Genomic DNA, 22,965 nt, shown 5'->3' with positions numbered 1-22,965 from the left:
CGTCGCGCATCACATAGCCCATAGTGCCGGCATAGAAGTAAGGCCAGACGGCCGTCGGGCCATGTTCGGCCTCGGCCTTCAGCATGGCCTCTGCCGTTTCGGCCAGCGCATCGTCCCACGAGATGGGCATGAATTCACCGGAGCCCATGGGGCCCTTGCGCTTCAGCGGGTGGAGCAAACGGTCCGGATGGTGAATGCGCTCGGCATAGCGCGCCACCTTCTCGCAGATCACGCCGAGCGTATAGGAATTGTCCCTGGCGCCCCGCACCCTGCCGATGGTGCGCTCGTCCAGCACCTCCACCTCCAGGGCGCAGGTTGAGGGGCAGTCATGCGGGCAGACCGAGAAGCCGGTCTTGACGTTGGGCAGGATGTTCATGGAAACTATCTATAGCGCAGGCTAAAAGCTTCGTCATGCGCAGCGTGACATCCGCCTCCAACCCGACAATCAAGCTGATCCGTTCGCTTGCCGAGAAGAAGCACAGGCAGGAACACCAGCTTTTCGTGGCCGAAGGGCCAGATGTGCTGGCCCGGGCAAGGGCCGAGGGCTGGGAACCGGTTTATCTCCTGTCCCCGGCGGAGGTTCCGCCCTGGGGCGCCGCGCTGCGCCTGCGGGCGGATGAGCGGGTGATGGGCCAGGTCAGTTCCCAGAACAACCCGCCTTCGCTGATCGGCGTGTTCCGCCAGCGCTTTGCCCAAAGCGTCAGGCCCGAAGGCCTGTGGCTGGCCCTGGAAGAGATGCGCGACCCCGGCAACCTCGGAACCATCATCCGCACCGCCGACGCGGCGGGAGCGGCGGGCATCATCCTGGCAGGCAACTGCTGCGACCCCTACGCGCCGGACTGCGTGCGCGCCACCATGGGCTCGATCTTCGCCATGCCGATCGTCAAGATGGAAAAAACGCCGTTCCTCGACCTGCTGCGCGGCTGGCCGGGCGAAACCGTCGGCACGCACCTGAAAGCCACGGAAAGCTACCGCCGCGCCTACGCTTTCCCCACCCTGATCGTCATGGGCAGCGAAGGCGCGGGCCTGTCCATTGCCGCCGCCCAGGCCTGCGCCACCCTTGTGCGCATCCCGATGAAGGGCGGGGCGGAATCGCTCAATGTGGCCATCGCCGCGGGCCTGATGCTGTTCGAGGCGCAAAGGCTGTGATGAGCCTGCCTCACCACCCCATGGCCAATTTCGGCTTGCACGGCGGCTTTCACGGGTGAATGGGATTGACCACAGCTTGAGCGGCGGCTGGCTTCGGCCCTATGCTGAATAAGAAGACGGAGACACAGATGAAGTCCAATGCGCGGGTGGTAATTGTCGGTGGCGGTGTGATGGGGGTAGGCCTCCTCTACCATCTGGCGCTCGAGGGCTGGACGGATATCGTGCTGATCGAGAAGGGTGAGCTCACCTCCGGCTCCACCTGGCACGCGGCCGGCCAGTGCCCGCATTTCAACGGCTCGCTCAACATGACGAAGGTGCATGTCTATGGCACCGAGCTTTACCCCAGGCTCGAAAAGCTCACTGGCCAGGCGGTGTCCTGGCATGGCTGCGGCGGCCTCCGGCTGGCCACCACCGATGAAGAGGTGAACTGGCTCAAATATGTCTACGGCATCTCGCGGCTTGCCAGTTATGAATGCGAAATCATCGGCCCCGCGGAAATCAAACAATATCACCCCTTCCTGGAGACATTCGGCATCAAGGCCGCCTTCCGAACGGTCCATGACGGTCATGTGGCGCCCGCTGACATCACCAATGCCATGGCCGCCGGCGCCCGCCAGCTGGGCGCCGAGATCTACCGCCGCAACCGGGTGATGGACATCAAGCTTCTGCCCAGCGGCGAGTGGCGGGTGTTCACCGAGCAGGGCAACATCGATTGCCAGCATGTGGTGAATTCAGCGGGTTCCTATTGCGACGTGGTGGGCGCCTGGACCGGCCACAATGTGCCGATCGCCAACATGCTGCACCACTATGTCATCACCGAGCCGCTGAAGGAGCTGATCGACCTTGAGATGGAGCTTCCGGTGGTGCGCGACCCCTACTCCCACGCCTATCTGCGGGAGGAAACCAATGGTGTGCTGGTCGGGCCATATGAGACAGCCACCGCGCATGTCTGCTGGGACGGCCAGCCGCCACGCTGGGATTATGAGAGTGAGCTTGAGGCTCCTGAACTCGATCGCATCATGCCCTGGCTCGAACGCGCAACTGAACGCCTGCCGCTTTTCGGCCAGACGGGAATCAAGTCGATCATCTCGGGCGCCATCACCCACACCCCGGACGGCGTCTATCTCTCCGGCCCCGCGCCGGGACCCAGGAACTATTGGATGCATTGCGGCGCCTCGATCGGCATCTGCCAGGGTGGCGGCGCGGGCAAGTACCTCGCGCAGTGGATGGTGCATGGCCAGGCTGAGATCAACATGCGCGAGTTCGATCCGCGCCGCTTCGGCAACTGGGCGACCAAGGACTATACGGCGGAGGTCTCGGTCGCCGATTATCATCACATGTATTACTGCTACAAACCGGCCGAGCAGCATGAGGTGGGCCGCGGCCTCCGCAAGTCATCGCTATTCGACAAACTAGAAGCAGAAGGCGCGCAATTCGCGCAGATCTTCGGCTGGGAGCGTCCGCGCTGGTATGACAAGTCGGGCGGCGGCGAGAAATTCTCCTTCCGCCGCTCCAACTGGTGGAACGCGGTCAAGGCGGAAGCGCTCGCGGTGCGCGAGCGGGTGGGGTTGATGGACCTGTCCACCTTCGCCAAGTTCGAGGTGACCGGCAAGCATGCCTTTGCCTTTCTCGAACGCATTTGCGCCAACAAGATCCCGGCGAAGGACGGCGGCATCATCCTGGGCCATCTGTTGAACGCCAATGGCCTTATCGAATCTGAGATTACCGTCACCAGGCTGGGCCCGGAGCATTTCTACGTGCTTTCCGCGGCCGCCGCTCAGCTCCATGATCTTGATCAGTTGAACTGGCGAAAACTTAACGGCGAGCAGGTGACGATCACCGATGTCACGGATGACTACGGCGTCCTCGTGCTGGCCGGGCCACGCGCCCGCGACGTGCTCGCGCCCTGCACAGCGACGGATCTCTCGAATGCGTCTTTCCGCTGGCTTACCGGCAAGACTGGGCGCGTTGCCGGCGTCGATGGCGTGCGCTTGCTGCGCGTCAATTATGTCGGTGAACTCGGCTGGGAACTGCATGTGCCCATGGCGGAAATGCCGAACGTGTTCGATGCGCTGATGGCCAACGGCAAGCCGCATGGCATTGCGCTGTTCGGCACCTATGCCATGAATTCATTGCGCATGGAGAAGGCCTATCGCGGCTGGGGTTCGGAGCTCACCACCGAGATCGACATGATCGAGGCCTCGATGGAGCGCTTCCTGCGGCTCGACAAGCCGGACTTCACCGGCAAGGCGGCAACCCTGCGCCATCAGCAGCGCGGACCCCGCATGAAGCTGGTCTATCTCGAAGTGGACAATACCGATTCCGACTGCATGGGCAACGAGCCGGTCTATGCGGGCGGCAGGCTGGTGGGCATCACCACCTCCGGCGGCTTCGGGCACAAGGTAAGCAAGTCGCTGGCCTTTGCCTATGTGCCGCCGGAGATGACAGCGCCCGGCACCGCCTTCGAGGTTCTGGTGTTCGCCGAGCGGCGCAAGGCGCGCATCATCGCCGAGCCGGCATGGGACCCGGAGAACGCAAGGCTGAAGGCCTAACGGGCGGCCCCCCGGCTGATTGAAACGCGCCGCCCGGACAGATTGCGCGCCGGCTCAGCCGCCGATCAGCGGCAGGACATGCGGCCGCGTCTCCGCCCAGCTTGCCGCCCGAAGCGACACGAAATCGAGCGGCGCGATGTGGCGGGCGAAACGCTCGTCATGGAGAAAGTGCACGAGGTGGATGTCGGGCGCATGTTCATAGGCGGACGCGATGAAGCCTGGGCTGTCGTCGATGAACACGCAATCTGGCTTGCCGGCGCGCGCCACAATCTCGCGGATGGCGGGGCCTTTGGGCCCCGAATTGGTGACCACCGGAAAGTCCAGCCCATGGCCCGCGAGATTGGCGCGGCGGCAGTCTCCGGCGCTGTGGGGCAGGTTGGTGAGCAGCACCACATCCGCCGTCCTGGCAAAGGTCAGCAGGGAGTCGACCGCGCCGTCGATGGGCTGCATGTGGCGGGTGCGCTCGTCGAAGAAGCGGTTGACGAGATCGGCGACCCTATGGTCCGGCGCCGCCTCGTTGGTGCGGCGGCATTTGATGTTGCCGCTGAGCGCGAAGCTGGCGGCGTCAAGCCACAGGTCCTCGGCGGCGATGTAATGTTCGAAATCGCGGGTGAAATGCACGATCACCTCGTCGACGTCGCAGATGACGAGCGGGCGGCGGGTAAAGGTGAGGCCCTCAAGCTGGCCCAGCGTTTGTTCAGAGATCAACGGCGGCTCCCGGCAGCAGGCGGCGCAGCCTGACGATTTGTTCTGGCCTGATGTCCTCGGTTTCCGCGAACATAAGGAGCAGGGTTTCGTCGGCCAGCAGGTGATCGAGCAGCCCGCCGAGAAAGGAAGGATCGGCGAGCGAAGCGCGCAAGGATTGGACATCGATCCCCGAGAGATCAAGGAAATGCACCAGGCGGCCGGGATCGGCGGCGAGGAAGGCCGCCGCCCTTAGGGCGAGCACCTCGGCCTCCTGGCGCCGGGGCTCGGCATTGAGACTGATTCTGGCGGACATGGTGAACCGAAATTAACCACCCCGGCGCCGGTTGAACAGCCCGGCGGTTTGGTTAAGCTGTTGGTTACCCGCTTCGGTCCAAATGCGGGGCTGGCCAGAAGCGCTGGCAGGGGGGACGGCCCGCGCCGTCCGGCCGGCGCCGCCAGGAGCCAAATGCGTGCCAATGCCTCAACATCGGCGGGACCGGTCATAAGCTTTAAGATGGTGGGCGCCATGCCGAAGAAAGTTCTGGTCGTCGAGGACAATGAGTTGAACATGAAGCTGTTCAACGACTTGCTGGAGGCGAGCGGCTATCGGGTGATCCAGACGCGCGACGGCCTATCGGCGCTGGAGCTTGCCCGCCGCCATCAGCCGGATCTGATCCTCATGGATATCCAGCTGCCCGAGGTTTCCGGCATCGAAGTCACCAAGTGGCTGAAGGAGGACGACGAATTGCGGCATATACCGGTGATCGCGGTGACCGCCTTCGCCATGAAGGGCGACGAGCAGAAAATCCGCGAAGGCGGCTGCGAGGCCTATATTTCCAAACCGATCTCGGTCGTCAGCTTCCTGCAGACCATCGAGAGCTACCTGAAGAAACCGGAATGACGGCGCGCGTTCTCATCGTCGACGATATCCTGGCCAATGTGCGGCTCCTCGAGGCCAAGCTGGCGGCGGAATACTTTGAGGTCCTCACCGCCATGAACGGCGCCGACGCGCTGGAGGCCGTGAACCGCGCCAAGCCGGACATCGTTCTGCTGGATGTCATGATGCCCGGAATCGATGGCGTCGAGGTGTGCCGCCGCATCAAGGCCAACCCGGCCACCCAGCACATTCCGGTGGTCATGATCACCGCTCTCGACCAGCCGGAAGACAGGGTGCGCGGCCTCGAGGCCGGGGCCGACGATTTTCTCACCAAGCCCGTCAACGACCTGGCGCTGTTCTGCCGGGTGAAAGGGCTGGTCCGCCTCAAGATGCTGACCGACGAGTTGCGCAGCCGCACCGGCGGCGATCCGCTGGGGCTGGCGAACGGCGCCGCGCCGGGGCCTGGCGGCCACGGCGGCCGCATCCTGCTCATCGACAACCGCACCACCGGCGCTGACCGCATCCGCGGCATCCTGGCCGGCAAGCACGAGGTGACGCTGGCCACCAGCCAGCAGGAAGCGGCGGAGGCCTACGCCCAGGGTGACCGGGGCTTCGAGCTGATCATCGTCAATCTCGACATCGAGGGTTCGGACGGCATGCGCATCTGCTCGCAGCTCAAAACGATGGAGCAGACCAGGCAGACGCCGATCCTGATCATTGTCGGACCGGACGATCACCAGCGGCTGCTGCGCACCCTGGACATGGGCGTCAACGATTACCTCATCAGGCCGGTGGACCGTCAGGAACTGCATGCCCGGGTGGTGACGCAGATCCGCCGCCACCGCTACACCGAGCAGCTGCGCCTCAGCGTCCGCGCCTCGCTGGAACTTGCGGTGACCGACGCGCTCACCGGGCTCTACAACCGCCGCTATCTCGAAAGCCAGCTCGCCAGCCTGATCGACCAGGCGGTGAACCGCGGCAAACTCGTCTCGGTGCTGACGCTGGACGTGGATTACTTCAAATCGGTCAACGACACCTATGGCCATGATGCCGGCGACCGGGTTCTGCAGGACGTGGCCGGGCGCATCCGCGCCGCGGTGCGGAGCGTGGATCTTGCCTGCCGGGTGGGCGGCGAGGAATTCGTGGTGGTGCTGCCAGACACCGATCTCAAAACCGCCGGGCGGGTTGGCGAGCGCATCCGCAAAGCGGTGGCTTCCAAGCCCTTCAATCCCGGACCGGGCTGCTTCCTGACCATCACCGCCTCGCTGGGCGTTTCGGCCATCGCCGCCGCCCAGGACACGGCTGACGATCTTCTGAAACGGGCCGACCAGGCGCTGTATCGCGCCAAGCGCGAAGGCCGCAACCGGGTGATCTCGGCGGCGGCGTGACAATAGCGCGGCATTTGCTTCGCGCCGCAAACATTGTAGACCGCAAGCCAGCATGAACACTACCGGCACGACAGGGCGGGCGGAGCGCGAGTCTCGCCGCTGGGGTCCGCGCGGCACCGCCGGGGCGACCTTCGCGGGGTTGCTCGCGTTCGAGAACGTGTCCAAGCAGTTCGGCAAAACCGAAGTGGTCCGCGACGTGAGTTTCAGCCTCGCACCGGGCGAAATCGCCTGTCTGCTGGGTCCATCGGGTTGCGGCAAAACAACGCTGTTGCGGATTGCCGCCGGCATCGAGAAACCGGATCGGGGCCGGGTGCTGTTCGACGGCCAGGAAATGGCCGGCCCCAACCGTTTTGTGCCGCCCGAGAAGCGAAATATCGGCCTGATGTTCCAGGATTTTGCTCTGTTCCCGCATCTGTCGATCCTGGAAAACGTGGCGTTCGGCTTGAAGAACCTGCCGCGCGCCGAGGCGCGCACCATCGCTGGCCATGCGCTGGAGCGGGTCGGGCTGGCGCATCACGCCGCCGACTATCCGCACCACCTTTCAGGCGGCGAACAGCAGCGCGTGGCGCTGGCCAGGGCGCTGGTGCCGCGGCCGCAGGTGATGCTGATGGACGAGCCATTTTCGGGGCTGGACCAGCGCCTCAGAGAGTCGGTGCGGGCCGAGACCCTCACCCTGCTCAGGGAAACCCGCGCCTCCTGCCTGCTGGTGACCCATGATCCGGTCGAGGCCATGGGCCTTGCTGACCGGATTTTCCTGATGCGGCAAGGCCGCCTGGTGCAGTCAGGCACGCCGGAACAGATCTACCGTCAGCCGGCCGACGCGGCGGTTGCGCGGTTCTTCTCCGACGCCAACGAACTCGCCGGGCCCGTCACTGGCGGCAGGGTCGAAACGCCACTCGGCGGATTTCCGGTGCCGGCCGGTTTCCACGGGCGGGAGGCCCTCGTCCTGATCCGCCCGCAGGGTCTGAAACCCGGCGGCGCCGGAACCGATGGCCTGGTCGTCGAAGCCCGGTTTCAGGGCGATGACGTCAAATGCAGCGTGCTGTTCAAGGGCGTCGATGAACGCCTCACCGCGCTCGTCCATGCCCGCGAAGCGCCCCAGCGCGGGCAGACCGCCCGCTTCGAAATCGACCCGGAGCATGTTTTTGTCTTTGAAAAGCCGGTTTCGCCGCCTATCTCCTGAGTTTGTCGGCTCCGGTTGCGGCACGCCGGGGTTCTGTGCTTTAGTGCCGCGATAAACATGGTGGGGAGAGGAAGCTCTCTCCGGTCAAAGGGAGTTTGTCTCATGGGTGCGATGTCATTCTGGCACTGGGCCTTGGTCATTCTGGTCGTCGTGCTGCTGTTCGGGCGCGGCAAGATATCCGATCTGATGGGCGATGTGGCCAAGGGCATCAAGAGCTTCAAGAAGGGCATGGCGGACGATGACAGCGCCGCCGCCACCACGGAACCGAAGCCCATCGAGCAGCAGCCCGCCGTGAAGGCCGAAGCCGAAAAGGCCAAAAGCTAAACGCTGAAAGCGCGCCGGCGCCGTACCGCCGGAGAAGCAGATGTTCGACTTCGGATTCGGCTATACCGAAATGTTCGTCGTTGTCCTGGTGGCGATTATCATCATCGGGCCGAAGGACTTGCCGCGTGTGCTGCGCGCCTTCGGCAAGACGGTGGGCAAGATGCGCGGCATGGCGCGCGAGTTCCAGGGTCACCTCGACACCGCCATGAAGGAGACCGGCTTCGAGGACGTCAAGAAGGAGCTCGACAATATCCGGACCGCCGGCAACATCATCGAGCCCGCCAGGAAGCCAGACGCCCCCGCCGAGCGCAAGACACAGGAAGACGACTTCAAGACACTGTTCGGGGTCGTGCCCCCGGCTGACGCGCCGGCCGGGCCCGCCGCGAGCAGCGCTCCTCCGGCCAGCTCATGACACAACAGGACATCGACGCCTCCGAAGCCCCGCTGATCGAGCATCTGATCGAGCTCCGCAGGCGGCTGATCTATTGCGTGCTCGGCTTCATCGCGGCGTTCATCCTCAGTTTCGTCTTTTCGTCGGACATCCTCCACTACCTGATCCTGCCGTTCAAATGGGGAACCGGCGAGGATGTGTCGCTGATTTCGATCAAGCTTCTGGGCGTGTTCCTGGTGAAGCTGAAGATCGCCTTCTTCGGCGGCCTGTTCATCGGTTTTCCGCTGATCGCCACGCAGGTGTACCGTTTCGTGGCGCCTGGCCTCTACAAGCATGAGAAGCAGGCCTTCCTGCCCTATCTCATCGCCACGCCGGTGTTCTTCCTGCTCGGCGCGGCGCTGGTCTATTTCTTCCTGTTGCCGGTCGCCATCCACTTCTTCTATGCGCTGGCCGCAGGCGCTTCGGGCGATGGCCAGGGCATTGAGCTGATGCCGGACATCGAGGCCTATCTCGATTTCGTGATGATGCTGATCCTGGCCTTCGGCCTGTGCTTTCAGCTGCCGGTGATCCTCACGCTGCTGGGCCAGGTGGGGATCGTGAGCTATGAACAGCTGCGAAGCGGACGGAAATTCGCCGTCGTCGGCGTGTTCATCGTCGCCGCCGTGCTGACCCCGCCTGACCCGATCTCGCAGATCGCCATGGCGGTGCCGCTGATGGGCCTCTACGAAGTCTCGGTGCAAGCCGTGCGTTTTCTCGAGGCTCGCCGCAAAAAGAAGCAAGCGGCGGAGGACGCGAAAGAAGCCGCCGAAGAAAAATCGGCCGCCGAAAAGGCCTGAGGCCACAGTCTTCCCGTGAGCCCCGGACCGTCCTATAGGAAGCCCTGAGAAGGGACCCGACCCACATGCATGACATCAAGGCTATTCGTGAGAATCCCGCCGCTTTTGACCAGGCGCTGGCGCGCCGCGGCCTGCCGCCGGTTTCGGGCGAGCTTCTTGCCGCCGACGCCGAACGCCGCGACCAGGTGCAGAAGCTTCAGGAGGCGCAGGCGCGCCGCAACGCCGCCTCGAAAGAGGTGGGCGAGGCGATGAAATCCGGCGACAAGACCCGCGCCGAGGCTCTGAAGGCGGAGATGGCCGGGCTCAAGGAAACAATCGCCGCCGGAGAGGCGCGGGAACGCGCCATCGATGAGCGGCTCAATGCCATGCTGGCGGTGATCCCCAACCTGCCGCTCGACGAGGCGCCGGACGGCAAGGACGAGACCGGCAATGTCGAAGTCCGCCGCTGGGGCGCCGCCCCGGATTTCGCCTTCGCGCCGCGCCAGCATTTCGACATCGGCGAGTGGCTGGGGCAGATGGATTTCGAGGCGGCGGCGCGGATTTCCGGCGCCCGCTTCGTGGTCATGAGGGGCCAGCTGGCGCGGCTCGAACGCGCGCTCGCCCAGTTCATGCTTGATCGCCAGACGGGCGCCAACGGCTACACCGAGCACTATGTGCCCTATATGGTGAATGATGCGGCGATGTTCGGCACCGGGCAGCTGCCGAAATTCGCCGAAGACCTGTTCCGGACCGTTGACGGCCGCTGGCTCATCCCAACCGCCGAAGTCTCGCTTACCAATCTGGTGGCCGGCCAGACCCTCGAGGAAAAGGACCTGCCGCTGCGGCTCACCGCCTATACGCCGTGCTTTCGCGCCGAAGCCGGGGCGGCGGGCCGCGACACCCGCGGCATGATCCGCCAGCACCAGTTCTCGAAGGTGGAGCTTGTTTCCATCACCGCCCCCGAACAATCGCGCCCCGAGCTCGAACGGATGACCAATGCCGCCGAAAGCGTGCTGCAGGCTTTAGGGCTCCATTACCGGGTCATGCTGCTGTGCGCGGGCGATATGGGCTTTGGCAGCCGCATGACCTATGACCTCGAGGTCTGGCTTCCTGGCCAGAATGCCTTCCGCGAGATTTCGTCCTGTTCGGTGTGCGGCGATTTCCAGGCCCGCCGGATGGACGCCCGCTTCAAACCGCGTGACGGCAAGGGCACGCGCCATGTTCACACGCTCAATGGCTCCGGCCTCGCGGTGGGCCGCACCCTGGTGGCCATTCTCGAGAACCATCAGAACGCCGATGGATCGGTGACGGTTCCCGAGGCGCTCCGGCCCTATATGGGCGGCGCCAGCAAGATCACGAAAGGTTGACCCGATGCGCATTCTAGTGACCAACGACGACGGCATCCACGCGCCGGGGCTTGAAACCCTCGAGCGCATCGCGCGGAGCCTGTCGGAGGATGTCTGGGTGGTGGCCCCCGCGGAAGAGAATTCGGGGGCCGGCCATTCGCTGTCGCTTGCCGAGCCGATCCGCTTCCGCAAGATCGAGGCACGCCGCTTCGAAGTGGCGGGCACCCCGACCGACTGCGTGGTGATGGCGGCGCGCAAGATCCTGCCAGGTGACCCCGACCTCGTGCTCTCGGGCGTCAACCGCGGCCAGAACATCGCCGATGACGTGACCTATTCCGGCACCATCGCGGCGGCCATGGAAGGAACCCAGCTCGGTTTCAAGTCCATTGCGCTCAGCCAGGTCACCGGTATTCACGGCAACGGCATGTCGTTCGAAGTGGCTGAGAAACATGGGAGCCAGCTGGTGGCGCGGCTGATCGCCATGAATTTCGGCCCTGGCATTCTCATGAACGTCAATTTTCCCGACTGCCGCCCGGATGAGGTGCAGGGCATCGAGGTGACGCGCCAGGGCAAACGGGACGTGAACCTGCTCCACATCGACGAGCGCACCGATATGCGCGGCAACAATTATTACTGGCTCGGCTTCAAGCGCGAGCGCGGCAACCCTCCGGCGGGCACTGATTTGTGGGCGGTTTTCAACCGGCGCATCTCGGTGACGCCGCTGCATATGAACCTGACGCAGCTCGAAGCCATGGACGCGGTCAGGGCGGTGCTCGACCAGCCATGAGCGAAGACCGCCGCCGCACCCTGCTTCTGAAGGCGCTCCGCGCCCAGGGCATCGCGGATGAGCGGGTGCTGGCGGCAATCGCGCGGGTTCCGCGCGAAGCGTTCGTTGAACAGCCTTTCGCCGATCAGGCCTATGCCGACCAGGCGCTGCCGATTTCCTGCGGCCAGACCATCTCGCAGCCCTATGTGGTGGCGCTGATGACCGAGGCGTTGCGGGTTGAAGCGCCGCATCGCGTGCTGGAGATCGGCACCGGCTCCGGCTACCAGACGGCGGTGCTGAGCCAGCTGTGCAAGGACGTCTATACGATTGAACGCTTCCGCAGCCTGGCCGAGGCGGCGGAAGAGCGGTTCATCAGGCTCGGGCTTTTCAACATCACCCGGCAAGTCGGCGACGGCACCGAAGGCATGCCGGAAGGCGCCCCGTTTGACCGGATCATGGTGACAGCGGCGGCCAGGCAAATCCCGGAAGCGCTTCTGCAACAGCTTGGCCCAGGCGGCATCATGGTGGCGCCGGTCGAGGAGCGGCCCGGCAAGCAGAATCTCTGGCGCATAACCCGCGGCGAACAGGGTTTCACCAGCGAACATCTGATGCCGGTGCGGTTCGTGCCGCTGGTCGAGGGGCTGCCGGGCGGCGGGTAGATCGGGGCCGCCGCCGCGGTCATCGCCGGTATGAGAATTCCACCAGGCGGTTCAGGCGCGTGATCCTTGCATCCATATGAACCGCGGCAGAGCGGCGTCACGCCGCCAGCTTGACCAGCGTTTGCATCAGCTGGCGGGTGCCTTTGAGCCGGTCCTGCGGCCGCTCCCAATCACGCATGATAACGAGTTTCATGTCCGGGCGGAGCTTGGCGGAGGCCCCCTGCCCGGCGATCCAGCCCACCAGCGCCGCCGGGTTTGCAAAGCGTTCGCCGCGGAAGGCGATCACCACGCCCTTGGGGCCGGCATCGACGCTCTGCACATTGGCCTCGCGGCACAGAAGCTTGATGGCCATCACCGCCAGGAGATGGTTCACCTCTTCGGGCAGTGGCCCAAAGCGGTCGCGCAGCTCAGCGCCGAACGCCTCGACCGCCGCCTGGTCGGCAAGATCGGCCAGACGGCGGTAGAGGCCAAGCCGCACCTGCAAATCGCTGACATAGGCCTCAGGCACCAGCACCGATGTACCGATATTGATCTGCGGCGACCATTGACCATCGCTCAAGCTATCATCCTCGCCAGTCCGCAGTTTGGCGACGGCCTCCTCGATCATCTGCTGGTAGAGTTCGTAGCCAACTTCCTTGACGTGCCCGGTCTGCTCCTCGCCCAGCAGGTTGCCGGCGCCACGGAGGTCAAGGTCGTGGCTCGCCAGGGAGAAACCGGCGCCAAGCGAATCGAGCGACTGCAACACCTTGAGCCGCTTCTCCGCGACCGGATTAAGCTGTGCATTGGCGGGCGTGGTCAGGATCGCATAGGCGCGCTGCTTCGAGCGGCCGACGCGGCCACGGATCTGGTAGAGCTGGGCAAGCCCGAACATATCGGCGCGGTTGACGATCAGGGTGTTCGCGGTGGCGATGTCGAGCCCCGACTCCACGATGCTGGTCGACAGCAGAACCTCGAAGCTGCGGTCGTAGAAGCCAGTCATGATGTCTTCGAGTTCGGTTGGCGGCAGGCGGCCATGGGCCATGCGGAACCGCACCTCAGGCACGGTCTCACGCAGGAAGGCGGCAATCTCCTCGAGGTCGGCGATGCGCGGCGTCACATAGAAGCTCTGGCCGCCGCGGTAATGCTCGCGCAGCAGGCTCTCGCGGATGATCACCGGGTCGAAAGGCGTGATGTAAGTCCTCACCGCCAGCCGGTCGAGCGGCGGCGTGGTGATGAGGGACATTTCCCGCACGCCGGAAAGCGCCAGTTGCAAGGTGCGCGGGATCGGGGTTGCGGTCAGCGTCAGCACATGCACGTCGGTGCGCAGTTCCTTCAGCCGCTCCTTGTGCTTGACGCCAAAATGCTGCTCTTCATCGACGATCAGCAAGCCAAGGTCGCGGAAGGCGATGCCTTCCGAAAGCAGGGCGTGGGTTCCCACCACGATGTCGATATCGCCGGATGCAATTCCCGCCTTCACCCGCTCCAGCTCCTTCTTCGGCACCATGCGCGAGGCCTGCGCGATGTTGACGGGAAGGCCGCGGAAGCGGTTCTGGAACGTCGCGAAATGCTGGCGGGACAGCAAGGTGGTGGGAACGACAACCGCAACCTGCTTGCCATTCATGGCGGCGATGAAGGCGGCGCGCAGCGCCACCTCGGTCTTGCCGAAGCCCACGTCGCCGCACACCAGCCGGTCCATCGGCCGGCCTTTCTGCAAGTCCTCGATGACCGCGTCGATGGCGGCGAGCTGGTCTTCCGTCTCCTCATAGGGAAAGCGGGCGCAAAACTCCTCATAGGCCCCCTCGGGCGGCGGCAGCACCGCGCCCGCCTTGAGTTCGCGCGCCGCGGCGGTGCGGATCAGCCCCTCGGCAATGCGGAGAATGCGCTCCTTGAGCCTGGCCTTGCGCGCCTGCCAGGCGCCGCCGCCCAGCCGGTCAAGCTGCACGCCCTGCTCTTCCGATCCATAACGCGACAGGAGCTCGATATTCTCCACCGGCAGAAACAGCCGGTCGCCGCCGGCATAAGACAGGAACAGGCAATCATGCGGCGCCCCCTGAACCTCGATGGTCTTGAGGCCTTCGAAGCGGCCGATGCCATGGTCGACATGCACCACCAGGTCGCCGGGGCTCAGGGCCGAAAGCTCGCTCAGGAAATCCGCGGCCTTGCGGTTGCGGCGGCCGCGCCGCACCAGGCGGTCGCCGAGAATATCCTGCTCGGCGATGACCGCGAAATCGGACGTCTCGAAGCCTTCCTCGAGACCAAGCACCAGAAGCCCGGCGATGGCCTTGTCCCAAGAGAGGAATTCGGGCCAGTCCCGCGCCGCGGCGAGGGGCGCCATCTCATGGTCCTTGAGGATGGTTTCCAGCCGCTCGCGCGAGCCTTCCGTCCAGCAGGCGATGGCCACCCGCCGTCCAGCCCGGCGGATCGCCTCGGCATGCGCCCTCACTGACTCATAGACATTGCCACCGGGCTGGCCGCGCTCGGCAGCAAAGCTCCTGCCGCGCCTGCCGCCGAAGGAAATGGCGTCCGGGCTCTCGAATGGCGAGAACGCCAGCACCGTCGTATTCGACTGGATCTCCCCCCACTCGGCGTCTGTCAGATAAAGCGTTTCCGGCTTCACCGGCTTGTAGGGCGCCGCGCCATAACTCTGCTTGTTGTCCAGGGCCTCGCGGCGGGCATTGTAGAATTCCGCAACCTGCTCCCGCCGGGCCCTGGCGGCTTCGTCAGCCATGTGGTCGAGGGTGAGGATGGGATCGTCAAGATAGTCGAAAAGGGTTGAAAGCCTGCCATGGAACAGGGGCAGCCAATGCTCCATGCCCTGATACTTCCGCCCGCTGGTGACGCTTTCGTAGAGCGGGTCGCTGGTATCGATGCCGCCAAAGGCCTCCGCATAGCCCACACGGAAGCGGCCAATGGCGTCCGGGTTCAGGAGGACTTCGCTCGCCGGGTTGAGCGAAAAGCGCTGGAGCGTCGCGGTGGTGCGCTGTGATTGCGGGTCGAAGCTGCGGATCGATTCCAGCGTGTCGCCGAAGAAATCGAGACGCACCGGCGCCTCCGCCCCCGGCGGAAAGATATCGATGATGCCGCCGCGCACAGCGAAGTCGCCGGGCTCCACCACCGTGCCGGCCCGCGAGAAGCCGTTGTCCGAAAGAAACGTGATCAGGTCGTCGGACTTGAGCCGGTTGCCCGGCGCTGCCGCCAGGCTGTGGCCGGCAATCAGGCTTTGCGGAACCACCCGCTGCAGCACCGCCGCAACCGTGGTGAGCAGCACGGCGGGCTGCGAGACAGGCTCACGCAACCTGGCGAGCGTGGCCAGCCGCCGGGCGACGATATCCGGTACTGGCGAGACACGGTCATAGGGAAGGCAGTCCCAGGCTGGAAACCGCAACACCTCCAGCTTCGGCGCGAAATAGGCAAGCTGGTCGGCCAGTAGGGCGGCGCGCTGGTCATCGACGGCCACATGCACCACCAGCCGCTTCCCGGCCGCGCCGGCGATCTCCGGGATCAGCATGGCATCGAGGCCTTGCGGAACCCCCGCCAGCGTGGTGCGCCCTGGCCGCGAGAGCCTCGGCATCAGCGATTGCAGCGCGGTCATGGAGCGTGGGCGAGAATGCGGGCGAGCAGCGGCGAGGCGTGAACGGCCGGAACATCCGTCTGGCGGGTCGCCCAGGCCAGCAGTTCCTGATCCGGGATGTCCATGATGCGCTCAAGCTCCAGGATCTCGTCAAGGCTGAAGCCTGCGAGATGGCGGGTGACGAAACCGCCGAGGATCAGGTCCATTTCCTTGATGCCGCGGTGGGTGGCGCGCCACAACAGGCGCTTGCGGCGGAAGGTCTCGTCGGGAAGGCTATTCATGCGTGGGTGTCTTGCCTCAACCGCTCTTGCGCCGCAACCGGTTCCCGTTGAAATAGGCCCATGCGCCCCACGCTGCTCAACCCTCTGTTCTCCGGCGCCGCTGGCCTCAAGGGAGTCGGCGCCAAGCTGGACAAGCTGATGGCAGGCTTTCTGCGCCCCGCCTATGGCGCGCCGGGCGAAACCACGCGGATCGTCGATCTGCTGTTCCACCTGCCGTCGGGCGTCGTCGACCGCCGCTTCCGCCCGGACATCGCCCGGCTGCCGCGCGAGGGGATCGTGACCGTCGAGGCAAAAGTGCAGCGCCACCGGCCGCCGCCGCCTTTCAACAAGCGCATGCCCTACCGCGTCGAGGTGTCGGACGGCACCGGCCTCCTGTCGCTCGTGTTTTTTCACGCCTATGCGGATTCGATCCGGCGCCAGCTGCCGGAGGGCGAGACACGGTTCATTTCAGGCACCATCGGCTGGTTCAACGGCGAGCCGCAGATCGCCCACCCCGACCACATCGTGGCGCCACAGGAATTTGCCTCGCTGCCGCTGATTGAGCCGGTCTATCCGCTGACCGAGGGACTGTCGCCCAAGCTTCTCGTCAAGGCGATCCGCCAGGCGCTGGAGAAGCTGCCGCAGCTGCCTGAATGGCAGGACCCCGCCTATCTGCAGCGCCAGGCCTGGCCCAGCTTCCATGCCGCCCTCGCCACCCTGCACCAGCCGGCCACACCCGATGCGGTCGGGCCGGAGGCGCCAGCCCGGCGGCGGCTCGCCTATGACGAACTGCTCGCCAACCAGCTCGCCCTCAGCCTGGTGCGCGCCAACATGAAACGGGCGGCCGGCCGGCGGCTTCCCGGCACCGGCGATCTGCGCGCCAGGCTGATCGCCGCCCTGCCCTACAGCCTCACCAATGCCCAGCAGGAGGCGGTGGCCGGCATCCTGCGTGACATGGCGTCGGAAAACCGCATGCTGCGCCTGCTGCAAGGCGATGTGGGCGCGGGGAAAACCATCGTGGCGCTGCTGGCGCTGGCGACAGCGGTGGAAAGCGGCGCGCAAGGCGCTTTCATGGCGCCAACCGAAATTCTCGCTCGTCAGCATCATGCGACACTCTCGAAGCTCTGCGCGCCGGCGGGCATCCGCCTCACCCTGCTCACCGGCCGCGAAAAGGGCAAGCCGCGCGAGGACATCCTGGCCGCCATCGCTTCAGGAGAAGCGCAGATCGTCATCGGAACCCACGCGCTGTTTCAGGAGCATGTGGCATTTCGCGATCTCGGCCTCGCGGTCATCGACGAGCAGCACCGCTTCGGCGTGCACCAGCGCCTCGCCCTGCAGGCCAAGGCCGGCGGGGCCAGCGATCTTCTGGTCATGACGGCCACCCCCATTCCGCGCACCCTGGCGCTCACCGTCTATGGCGACATGGATGTCTCGAAGATCACCGAGAAGCCGGCGGGCCGCCAGCCCATTGACACCCGCGTGCTGCCGCTCTCGCGCATGGAGGAGGTGGTGAAAGGCCTCGCCCGGGTGATCGCCCAGGCTCAGCGCGCCTATTGGGTCTGCCCATTGGTGGCGGAGAGCGAGGAGGTGGACCTCGCCGCCGCCGAGGACCGGTTCGAGGCGCTGGCCGCGCGCTTCCAGGGTCAGGTGGGCCTCGTCCACGGCCGCATGAAGGGGCCTGAAAAAGACAAGGTGATGGCTGATTTCAAGGAGGGCCGTCTGTCAATCCTGGTATCGACCACGGTGATCGAGGTGGGTGTTGACGTCCCGGAAGCCACCGCCATGGTGATCGAGAACGCCGAGCGCTTCGGGCTTGCCCAGCTGCATCAGCTGCGCGGCCGGGTGGGGCGCGGGGCGGCGAAATCATCCTGCCTGCTGCTCTATCAGGAGCCGCTCGGCGAAACCGCGCGGGCCCGCCTCGCCATCATGCGCGAGACCGAGGACGGCTTCCGCATCGCCGAGGAGGATTTGCGGCTCAGGGGGGCGGGCGAAATGCTGGGCACCCGGCAATCGGGCCTTCCGCTGTTCCGCATGGCCGACCTTGCCGCCGACGGCGATCTGCTCGCGGCGGCCCGCGACGACGCCAGGCTGGTGCTGGCGCGCGACCCCAAGCTGGAGAGCCCGCGCGGCGAAGCCCTGCGCACGCTCCTCTATGTTTTCGAGCGAGATGAAGCGGTGCGGCTCATTTCGGCGGGGTAGCGGCTGTTGCTTGCTCCCGCCGCGCCTGTGTCCGTCATATCTTCACGCCATGGCTCGACCTTGGCATTCCTGCATATTGCGGAGGCTGGGCATCCTCAGGCGTTCTGTTGCACGCTGACCAGCGCGGTGTTGAGCGACGCTCTACCCCAGCCTGGCAATACGTCTTTCCAGTTCGCGTTTCAGCTGGTCCTTGGCGGTGGTGGCCTGTTCCATCACTTCCTTGAAGCGGAAGAAATCGGCGCCCGAGAAGGAATCGACGGCGGGCCTGATATAGATGTCGGGCGGGTTGATGGCGCGCCGCAGCCCCGCCACCTGATGGAACATGATCAACAGCGAGCCCACCGCCAGTTCCATGTTGCCGCGGCTTCCGCCATTGGCGGGGCGCGGCCGGCCGGTGACGTCAATGGCGACCACGATGTCCATGCCCTGCCGGACATGGTCGAACGGCACCGGGTTGGTCACGCCGCCGTCGACGAAGGAATGGCCATCATATTTGGGACCGAGGATGACGCCGGGAATGGCGATTGACGCCGCCACCGCCTTTCTCAGCGGTCCTGCTTCGATGACCTGTTCCTCCATGGTGTCGAAATCGGTGGCGATCACCTTGAATGGAATGGGCAGGTCTTCGATGAGCTTGGGGAGAGTCTCCGGCAGTGCGAGGCCGGCCAGCGTCTCGCCCTGGAGATGCAACGAGGCCAGTCCGTTCAGCGCCAGCAGGTCGAACGGGTTGAGGCGCTTCTCGCCAAAAGCGTAGCGCAATGCGCTCATCCGGTTGGTGAGCAGGCGCTCGGCGTGTTCGCGGATGTCGCGGGCCGTCATGCCGCCGGCATAGGCGGCCCCCACCAGCGCCCCGATCGAGCAGCCAGCGATGGCTTTCGGTTTCAGGCCCAGCTCGTCGAAAACCTCGAGCATGGGAATATGCGCGAGGCCTCTGGCACTGCCGCCGCCGAGCGCCAGGCCGATGCTGGGTGTGGTCATGCGCCGGCCTTTCGCGCGAAGGCCCAGGCGGTCTCCGCGAGCGGCCGCACCTGGCGCGCCATCGCCGCCGCATCGGCATTGGCCGCGGTGCCGTCACGCACGCGGCCCAGAATGCCCTGCAGGATCGCCGCGAGACGGAAGAAGTTATAGGCCATGTAGATGTCGAGATCGGGGATGCCTGGCCGCCCGGTGCGGCGGCAGTAGTCAGCAACGTAGTCTTCGAGCCGGGGGAGGCCCGGCGCGTCGAGATGGCCGATCAGCGAGCCCACCCCGGCGCCGGTTTCGGACACCGGCATGAACCATTGCATCAGGTGGTAGGTGAAGTCGGCGAGAGGGTCGCCGATGGTCGAGAGTTCCCAATCCAGCACCGCCGCGACGCACGGCTGGTCATTGGCGATGATGCAGTTGTCGAGGCGGAAATCGCCATGAACGATGGCGGCACCCGCGGCTGGCGGGCAGGCGCCGGGAAGCCAGGCGATGAGCCTGTCCATCGCCGCCACGGTTTCGGTTTCCGAGGCCCGGTACTGCTCACTCCAGCGCCTGATCTGGCGGGCCATGTAGCCCTCGGGCCTGCCGAAGCCATCAAGGCCCAGCGCCGCAGGATCCAGCCGGTGCAGCCTGGCGATGGTTTCGTTGAGGGAGGTAAACAGCGCCGCGCGCTCTTCGCCGGTGATGCCCGGCGCATGCGGCTGCCAGAACACCCGGCCATCCACATGCTCCATCACATAGAAGGCGGCGCCGATGACGCTGTCATCCGTACACAGATGAAGCGGCCGCGCGACGGGAAACCCCGCCGTGGCCAGCGCCGCCGTAACCCGGTATTCGCGCTCGATGGCATGGGCCGAAGGCAACAGCCTGCCGAACGGTTTCCTTCTCAGCACATAGCACCGCTCCGGCGTATCGAGGCGGTAGGTGGGGTTGGACTGTCCGCCGCGGAAGCGGGCAAGTGTCAGCGGCCCGGCAAAACCCGCGACGTTCTGGGCGAGATAGTCTTCAAGCGACCCGGTTTCGATGTCCGCAGCCGTGGTGCCGGAAAAGGCCTGCTGGCGGTCAATCTTCATCTCTTTCCCGCCGTTCCCTGTTCCTTAGCCAGCGCCCGCCAGCCGATATCGCGGCGGCAGAAGCCTTGCGGCCAGTCGATGCGGTCCACCGCGGCATCGGCGCGGGCCCGCGCCTCGGCCACGCTGGCGCCGCGCGCCGTGACGTTCAGCACCCGGCCGCCATTGGCCACGATCACGCCGTCACGCGCGGCGGTGCCGGCATGGAAAATCTCAACGCCTTGCATGGCGGCGGCGCCTTCAAGGCCGCGGATTTCCGTGCCTTTCTCGGGCTCGCCGGGGTAGCCCCGGGCGCACATCACCACGGTGAGCGCCACATCATCGAACCAGCGGGCCGTCACCTTGTCGAGGGTGCCATCGCAGCACGCGAGCAAGAGCGTGACGAGATCATCCTTCAGCCGCAGCATCAGCACCTGCGTTTCGGGGTCGCCGAAGCGGCAATTGTATTCGATCAGCTTCGGACCGTCCCTGGTGAGCATCAGCCCGGCATAAAGAACGCCCACATAAGGCGTGCCCATTTCGGCCAGCGCGCGGATGGTAGGCTTCACGATCTTCTCCAGCGCTTCGGCGCACCGCGCGTCCGTCATGCAGGGGGCTGGCGAATAGGCGCCGATGCCGCCGGTGTTGGGCCCGGTATCGCCTTCGCCCACGCGCTTATGGTCCTGCGCGGTGGCAAGCGGCAGCGCATGGTGGCCGTCGGTGAGCACGAAGAAGCTTGCCTCTTCGCCGTCGAGAAACTCTTCGATCACGCAACTGCCAGCCCCGAAGCGGCCCGAGAAAATCTCATCCAGCGCGGCGCGGGCGGTTGGCGTGTCCATCGCCACGGTGACGCCCTTGCCCGACGCCAGCCCGTCCGCCTTGATGACGATCGGCGCGCCCTTTTGTTCGAGATAGGCGAGGGCCGCCGCTTTATCGCTGAAGCGGCCATAGGCGGCGGTGGGAATGCCGTAACGCGCGCAGATATCCTTGGTGAAGCCCTTGGAGCCTTCGAGCTGGGCGGCGAACTTGCGCGGGCCGAAGCATTTGATGCCGGCGGCGGCGAGATCATCGGCGAGGCCCGCCACCAGCGGCGCTTCCGGCCCCACCACCACGAGGCCGATGTTTTCTTCCCTGCAGAAGGCGATGACCGCGGCGTGGTCAGATACGCCGGGCGCGACATTGCGCGCGATCTGATCGGTGCCCGGATTGCCGGGCGCCACGAACAGCCTGTCGCACAGCGGGCTGGCGGAGATGGCCCAGGCCAGCGCGTGCTCACGCCCCCCGGAGCCGATCAGCAGGATGTTCATGCCGCGAGACCTCAATCTTGCAATCGACCGCCTTCTCGCATTTGATGCGACGGAATCAAAGAGCGGAAACCGCGATGTCCACCATCTGGGACCATGATCCCGAAACCGGCGAAATCATCGACAACCCGCGGCCCAACAGCGGCGAATACTCGGTCTCGGAGCTCGCCGGCGCCCTCAAGCGCACGCTGGAGGACCGTTTCGGCCAGGTGCGGGTGCGGGGGGAGATTTCCGGCTTCAAGGGCCCCTCGGCCTCGGGCCACTGCTATTTCGCCATCAAGGACGAGGGCGCCAAGCTCGACGCGGTGATGTGGCGCGGGAATTTCTCGCGTCTCAGGTCACGGCTGCAGGAGGGGCTCGAGGTGATCGCCACCGGCAAGATCACCTCCTACCCGATGAAGTCGAACTATCAGATCATCATCGACAATCTGGAGCCCGCCGGCGCCGGGGCGTTGATGGCGCTGCTCGAGGAACGCAAGAAAAGGCTCGCCGCCGAAGGCCTGTTCGAGGCGGCGCGCAAGAAGCCCATTCCCTATCTGCCGCGGCTCATCGGCGTCGTCACCTCGCCAACCGGCGCGGTGATCCGCGATATTCTGCACCGCCTCAATGAGCGCTTTCCGCGCCATGTGCTGGTATGGCCGGTGCGGGTGCAGGGCGAGACCTGCGCCGCGGAAGTGGCGGCGGCGGTCGCCGGTTTCAACGCCATGGCGCGGAAGCCGGACGTGATCATCGTGGCGCGCGGCGGCGGCTCCCTCGAGGACCTCTGGGGCTTCAACGAGGAAGTGGTGGTGCGCGCGGTGGCGCAGAGCCGCATTCCGGTGATTTCGGCGGTGGGCCACGAGACCGACACCACGCTCATCGACTATGCCGCGGACCTGCGCGCGCCGACCCCCACCGCGGCGGCGGAAAAGGCGGTGCCGGTGCGCGCCGACCTGATTGCCGAACTGGCCTCGCTGCATGCCCGGCTCAGGGGCGGGCTCGGGCGCGCCATGGGCGAGCGCCAGACCCGGGTTGCCGCCGCCGCGCGGGCGCTGCCGCGGCCTGATGAGATCCTCGCTCTGGTGCGCCAGCGCTTTGATTCGGCTTCCGGCCGCCTGCGCCAGGCCTTGAAGGCCAATACCCGCGAGCATGGCGCGCGCCTCGCGCGGCTTGCGCCGCGGCTCACCCTGGCGCCGGTGCGCACCCTGATCGCTCATGAGCGGCGCTCGCTCGATCTTTCCGGCCGCCGCGCCGGCCAGGCGCTGTCCCGCCTGCTCGCCTTCCAGCGCCAGCGCCTCGAGGGGCTGGCCAAGCTGGCGGACTCGCTGTCCTACCGTTCGGTGCTGCGGCGCGGTTTCGCGCTGGTGCGGGACGAGGCGGGCGCGCCGGTTCACACCGCGGCGGGCGTGCAACCCGGCCAGGCGCTGCGGCTGGAATTCGCCGACGGCGCGGTAAAGGTGCGGGAGGACACGCCCCGCCAGGGCCGCCTTCCGTAAGGGATGCATGGCCGTTGAGCGCCAT

Annotated in this window: 21 protein-coding genes; 13 read left to right on the top strand and 8 right to left on the bottom strand. The window is 65.7% G+C overall.

The window, feature by feature from the left end; all coding sequences use genetic code 11:
* Positions 1–376, bottom strand: a 376-nt coding sequence (locus ACKOED_RS07140; protein ID WP_408915895.1) for a molybdopterin-dependent oxidoreductase, incomplete at its 3' end; no start/stop codon positions are given.
* Positions 377–411: 35 nt separating this feature from the next.
* On the opposite strand from ACKOED_RS07140, the gene ACKOED_RS07135 reads away from it, so the two are divergent.
* Together ACKOED_RS07135 and ACKOED_RS07130 are read left to right on the top strand one after the other, a co-directional pair.
* Complete coding sequence (locus ACKOED_RS07135; protein WP_408915894.1) at positions 412–1,149, top strand: TrmH family RNA methyltransferase; 738 nt, start codon at positions 412–414, stop codon at positions 1,147–1,149.
* Between the two features lie 128 nt (positions 1,150–1,277).
* Positions 1,278–3,701, top strand: coding sequence for an FAD-dependent oxidoreductase (locus tag ACKOED_RS07130; RefSeq protein ID WP_408915893.1), 2,424 nt, complete (start codon positions 1,278–1,280; stop codon positions 3,699–3,701).
* A gap of 54 nt (positions 3,702–3,755) precedes the next feature.
* Here ACKOED_RS07130 and ACKOED_RS07125 read toward each other — a convergent pair whose 3' ends face one another.
* Both ACKOED_RS07125 and ACKOED_RS07120 read right to left on the bottom strand, forming a co-directional pair.
* A complete protein-coding gene (locus ACKOED_RS07125; protein WP_408915892.1) occupies positions 3,756–4,409 on the bottom strand; it encodes a hypothetical protein in 654 nt (217 codons plus the stop codon).
* A complete protein-coding gene (locus tag ACKOED_RS07120; RefSeq protein ID WP_408915891.1) occupies positions 4,399–4,701 on the bottom strand; it encodes a DUF3572 family protein in 303 nt (100 codons plus the stop codon). The genes ACKOED_RS07125 and ACKOED_RS07120 overlap by 11 nt, the downstream gene beginning before the upstream one ends.
* 213 nt (positions 4,702–4,914) lie before the next feature.
* Here ACKOED_RS07120 and ACKOED_RS07115 point away from each other — a divergent pair, with 213 nt between their 5' ends.
* From ACKOED_RS07115 to ACKOED_RS07075, 9 genes are all read left to right on the top strand, one after another.
* Positions 4,915–5,289 (top strand): response regulator, encoded by a 375-nt coding sequence (locus tag ACKOED_RS07115; protein WP_408915890.1) that lies wholly within the window; start codon positions 4,915–4,917, stop codon positions 5,287–5,289.
* Positions 5,286–6,653, top strand: a complete 1,368-nt coding sequence (locus ACKOED_RS07110; RefSeq protein ID WP_408915889.1) for a PleD family two-component system response regulator — start codon at positions 5,286–5,288, stop codon at positions 6,651–6,653. Before ACKOED_RS07115 ends, ACKOED_RS07110 begins: the two co-directional genes overlap by 4 nt.
* A 52-nt stretch (positions 6,654–6,705) precedes the next feature.
* A complete protein-coding gene (locus tag ACKOED_RS07105) occupies positions 6,706–7,836 on the top strand; it encodes an ABC transporter ATP-binding protein (RefSeq protein ID WP_408915888.1) in 1,131 nt (376 codons plus the stop codon).
* 102 nt (positions 7,837–7,938) lie between these two features.
* Positions 7,939–8,160 (top strand): twin-arginine translocase TatA/TatE family subunit, encoded by a 222-nt coding sequence (locus ACKOED_RS07100; protein WP_408915887.1) that lies wholly within the window; start codon positions 7,939–7,941, stop codon positions 8,158–8,160.
* A 40-nt stretch (positions 8,161–8,200) separates the two neighbouring features.
* The gene (gene tatB, locus ACKOED_RS07095; protein WP_408915886.1) at positions 8,201–8,572 is read left to right on the top strand and encodes a Sec-independent protein translocase protein TatB; all 372 of its coding nucleotides are present in this window, start codon (positions 8,201–8,203) and stop codon (positions 8,570–8,572) included.
* Positions 8,569–9,387, top strand: coding sequence for a twin-arginine translocase subunit TatC (gene tatC, locus ACKOED_RS07090; RefSeq protein ID WP_408915885.1), 819 nt, complete (start codon positions 8,569–8,571; stop codon positions 9,385–9,387). The genes tatB and tatC overlap by 4 nt, the downstream gene beginning before the upstream one ends.
* 65 nt (positions 9,388–9,452) lie before the next feature.
* Positions 9,453–10,733 carry a serine--tRNA ligase gene (gene serS / locus ACKOED_RS07085; protein WP_408915884.1) on the top strand — a complete coding sequence of 427 codons (1,281 nt, stop codon included), beginning with the start codon at positions 9,453–9,455 and terminating at the stop codon, positions 10,731–10,733.
* Between the two features lie 4 nt (positions 10,734–10,737).
* Positions 10,738–11,499, top strand: coding sequence for a 5'/3'-nucleotidase SurE (surE, locus tag ACKOED_RS07080; protein ID WP_408915883.1), 762 nt, complete (start codon positions 10,738–10,740; stop codon positions 11,497–11,499).
* Complete coding sequence (locus ACKOED_RS07075; RefSeq protein ID WP_408915882.1) at positions 11,496–12,137, top strand: protein-L-isoaspartate(D-aspartate) O-methyltransferase; 642 nt, start codon at positions 11,496–11,498, stop codon at positions 12,135–12,137. Before surE ends, ACKOED_RS07075 begins: the two co-directional genes overlap by 4 nt.
* Positions 12,138–12,234: 97 nt before the next feature.
* Here ACKOED_RS07075 and mfd read toward each other — a convergent pair whose 3' ends face one another.
* Both mfd and ACKOED_RS07065 read right to left on the bottom strand, forming a co-directional pair.
* Positions 12,235–15,708: a transcription-repair coupling factor gene (gene mfd / locus ACKOED_RS07070; RefSeq protein ID WP_408915881.1), complete on the bottom strand. Its 3,474-nt coding sequence runs from the start codon at positions 15,706–15,708 to the stop codon at positions 12,235–12,237.
* Entirely contained in the window at positions 15,705–15,968 is a 264-nt protein-coding gene (locus ACKOED_RS07065) for a succinate dehydrogenase assembly factor 2 (RefSeq protein WP_408915880.1), read from the bottom strand. The genes mfd and ACKOED_RS07065 overlap by 4 nt, the downstream gene beginning before the upstream one ends.
* Positions 15,969–16,028: 60 nt before the next feature.
* Between ACKOED_RS07065 and recG the strand changes: the two genes are divergently transcribed.
* The gene (gene recG / locus ACKOED_RS07060) at positions 16,029–18,146 is read left to right on the top strand and encodes an ATP-dependent DNA helicase RecG (protein ID WP_408915879.1); all 2,118 of its coding nucleotides are present in this window, start codon (positions 16,029–16,031) and stop codon (positions 18,144–18,146) included.
* Between the two features lie 141 nt (positions 18,147–18,287).
* On the opposite strand, the gene ACKOED_RS07055 is transcribed toward recG, so the two are convergent.
* From ACKOED_RS07055 to purD, 3 genes are read right to left on the bottom strand one after another with little or no spacing between them, the layout of a single operon-like run.
* Positions 18,288–19,124 (bottom strand): patatin-like phospholipase family protein, encoded by an 837-nt coding sequence (locus tag ACKOED_RS07055; RefSeq protein ID WP_408915878.1) that lies wholly within the window; start codon positions 19,122–19,124, stop codon positions 18,288–18,290.
* Positions 19,121–20,185 carry a phosphotransferase family protein gene (locus tag ACKOED_RS07050; RefSeq protein ID WP_408915877.1) on the bottom strand — a complete coding sequence of 355 codons (1,065 nt, stop codon included), beginning with the start codon at positions 20,183–20,185 and terminating at the stop codon, positions 19,121–19,123. Before ACKOED_RS07050 ends, ACKOED_RS07055 begins: the two co-directional genes overlap by 4 nt.
* Positions 20,182–21,468 carry a phosphoribosylamine--glycine ligase gene (gene purD / locus ACKOED_RS07045; protein ID WP_408915876.1) on the bottom strand — a complete coding sequence of 429 codons (1,287 nt, stop codon included), beginning with the start codon at positions 21,466–21,468 and terminating at the stop codon, positions 20,182–20,184. Before purD ends, ACKOED_RS07050 begins: the two co-directional genes overlap by 4 nt.
* A gap of 74 nt (positions 21,469–21,542) precedes the next feature.
* Between purD and xseA the strand changes: the two genes are divergently transcribed.
* The gene (gene xseA, locus ACKOED_RS07040; RefSeq protein ID WP_408915875.1) at positions 21,543–22,940 is read left to right on the top strand and encodes an exodeoxyribonuclease VII large subunit; all 1,398 of its coding nucleotides are present in this window, start codon (positions 21,543–21,545) and stop codon (positions 22,938–22,940) included.
* Positions 22,941–22,965: the final 25 nt, after the last annotated feature.

This window comes from Aestuariivirga sp., assembly GCF_046093005.1.
Classification (GTDB): Bacteria; Pseudomonadota; Alphaproteobacteria; order Rhizobiales; family Aestuariivirgaceae; genus Aestuariivirga.
The sequence above is the reverse complement of the archived record's forward strand: the minus strand, read 5'-3'. Positions and strand labels throughout refer to the sequence as shown.